Source organism: Schlesneria sp. (assembly GCF_036405755.1).
Taxonomy (GTDB): Bacteria; Planctomycetota; Planctomycetia; order Planctomycetales; family Planctomycetaceae; genus Schlesneria; species Schlesneria sphaerica.
Genome location: NZ_DASWWZ010000714.1, coordinates 1 through 3007 on the forward strand (window position 1 = coordinate 1; position 3007 = coordinate 3007).

At 55.9% G+C, this 3007-nt stretch carries 1 protein-coding gene and 1 pseudogene; one reads left to right on the forward strand and one right to left on the reverse strand.

The window, feature by feature from the left end:
• Window positions 1-739 (reverse strand): annotated as a pseudogene (locus VGE80_RS23455) (hypothetical protein); the annotation flags it as partial.
• A gap of 751 nt (window positions 740-1490) precedes the next feature.
• Between VGE80_RS23455 and VGE80_RS23460 the strand changes: the two are divergent.
• A complete protein-coding gene (locus VGE80_RS23460) occupies window positions 1491-2888 on the forward strand; it encodes a sirohydrochlorin chelatase (RefSeq protein WP_440594341.1) in 1398 nt (465 codons plus the stop codon).
• The last annotated feature ends 119 nt before the right edge of the window (window positions 2889-3007 follow it).

A 3007-nucleotide genomic window follows, 5' to 3' on the forward strand; every position in this document is an offset into this window, starting at 1 on the left:
GCCAGGTGCCCCAGTAGGCACCCCCCATCTGACGACCATCGATGATCTGCGGATAGTTGGAGACGAAAGGAACATCCCAGCCGTTCACGAAGAAAGGTCCGTCGATGTTTGAGCGGTCAGATGGCGGAAGGAATTGTCCCAGCCAGACGTTGAAGTAGTCGCTCGTCTCCAGTTTGAGGATGGCATCCAGCAGGCTGAAGGAGGTCGGGACGGTCAGTGCCTGTGGAGTGACCGTTTCCGAAAGATTGATATCCGAGTTGAGTTCGAACCCGACATATTTTGTGACCTGACCACTTGTCAGCAGTCGCATATTGTTCAGCGTGAAATAGCTGCCGAGGTCATTCGGCGAGGGACGAGTTTGCGAGTTAAATGAGGCACGGAGTGCCGCACCCACTTTGGCCCATTGGTCGGGATTCCAGGAATACTTGAATCCTCGAGGATCGTCGTAGGTATCACCATACGCTCCAAACCGAGTGGATGGCGGGGCCGCATCGGTACTCAGTTCAAAGAACGTCGGCGGAACCCCGGGATCAGTCCCTGAGGGAACATCATTCAGCGAACCCGGGGGAAGTGCCGGTTCAGGGAGGTTATTGAAAACGGAAGGATCGTCGCTGTCAGCAGATTCGTCGATGGCAGAGGCTCGCCGCACGGCACGATCGGAAGTTCGCTGAGCTGAAGCGACTTCGGTCCAGAATCCCAACCAGGATGCGGTGAGCACCCCCATGATCAGGTACTTCATTGAGATACACCTCTCATCGAAAACAGTGCCATAATACAGTCAGAAGCGGCAAGGGATTGGCCAGGATTCTCATGTGTCACGGTGCGACCATGCTGGAAGAAGCACCGGTGGACCATGAAAAGAACTTGCGGGATCTCTTTGTCCAGTCACCTGAACGACTTGGGAAACAAGCATGAGCACAAATTGACATGACTGGTTTCGCCGAGCACCGGCAACGCTCGCTTCCCGCGAACGAAGGGCCTCCCGGTAGCCTGAACTGGCGACGGAAGCTCCGCTGCGGCGAGCGAACATTGAGATGAGCGATTCTTTTGTTCAGGCGGCCGTTTCCGACATCTTTCTCCGACGGTACTGTCAGGGACGTTACAAACGAAATATCCGGTAGAGTCACCGGAATCATCAACTTCGACGTTTACTGACGCAAACTTGATACTCCTTGCTGTGAAAGCTCCATAAGTCCGTGAATAGTGGATCAGTTTTAAACGCGCTGGCACGTTGGCGGTTTACGAGATGGGGTGGAGGGCGTTCAATAAACGTTGCCTTTGCAGTCCGCAGCGAGGGGTGAGCGGCCCGATCAGAAATGCAATCGCTTTTCAAGGGTCACTCCTTCCCGTACAAACCAGGCATGGAAAACCGGTGTCTGAGACCATTTTCCTATTTCATCTTGAGCAATCGATGACGACATCAGCACGGCTGGAAGTGCTGCAATTGTTGCCGATTTCTGATTCAGGCTCGTATCTTGAGGCGAAGCGATATGACGTCGAAGTCCGGTACAATCGTGATTCCGGTCGAGTTTGGGACGCAGTGGAATCGTTCAGACATCATCAGTTTGGCCACGGCCCTGGAAACCCGCCTGGGACAGGCTGCAGGAGTCTGCTTTCTTGACGATCCGGTCGAATCGGCTATCTCGCTCGTTCAGTCGTTCGTGAAGAAAGGCCTTCGTCGGATCGTCGTCCTGCCGTTAGGGACGAGTCGGCTCAATGAGTCGCTGCGCCTTGCTCGAATGTTACTCGCCATCAGAGAGGCCGTGTCGGACGTCCATTTCCATGTGGCAGCACCCTTGTCATGGCTGGAGTGGACCGATTGGCTGAAACAAATTGCCACCGAATCGACTGTTCAGGCTGGGTATGAACCGTCAACCGCGGGACTGGTGGTTGTCGGACATGGAACTCGTGACCCGATCGCAAATGCAGATCTGCCGAGAATTGCATACCTGCTCTCTCGCGAACTGCCCGGTCCAAGTGCGACGTATGCCTTTTGGAATGAAGCTCGTCCCGGCGTCTCCCGTGCGATCACTCACGCAGCAAAGGAGGGGGCCCGACACGTGCTGATCGTTACGTGGCTTGGCGACGGGGAGTCACACGCTGATCTTGAGAGAGAATCTCTCGAAGTCGCGCGACCGTTGGGGGTCTCCGTCTCCTTAGTCAGCCCGTCACTCGTGCATCCGAGCCTGCTCGATCGGTTATCAAGTAAGCAGCAGGAAGGCTGTTCTGATGCGTCGCTGCAGTTGTATCTGGAGTTCGTTTCACAGTTGAAGAATGTTGAGTTGCTTGCTGGCAAGAACCGGGTAAGCGAGGCGGAGATGACGCCTGAAGCTGCTCGCGAGCTTGAGGAACTGGACCGCAAGCTGAACTCAATGTTGCCCCCGGAATATCAAGGGCAGTATGAGAGCGTTGCCCCAACTTCGATGGGCACGGCCGGCCTGAAGTATGACAGTGATGGGAACGTAGCTTGGGACGAAATCTGGACGAGTTTCTGTGATCTGGCCCTCGCGGGGGGGCCACCACATCGAGGAACGTTGCTGGAGGCGGTCACGGCTGCCGAAGTTCTGGCAGAACCCGAAGAATATCGAGCTGTCGTGCGAGAGATCGAACGAGGGATACGCATGGTGACGGGACTGCCACTGATTACCAGTCGCAGTCCCGGATGGGTTGGCGTGATCTGCGAGAGCGAGGAGATGGCGGTCTGGCTGATGCGTGCGATCATCGTCGAGAACGTGATGGTACGACGCGAAGGGGATATTCTGTATCTCCCCGCCGGCCCCAGGTTTACCGTCAAACGGGAAATCAAGAACGTCATCACGGCGATTGCAAAGACCGTCCACTACTGGAAAGCGCACTTGTTCGCGCAGCGCGATCCGCGGCGTGACTGATTCGTGTTGGAAGTTCGTCACACGCGGCAGCGAAACGTGTCCTCCTGCCGCGTCGGCCGGAATGCAGATGACTGTGGGGCGCGGAACCAATCGCCGTGGATTCAGTTCAGAATGTGCTC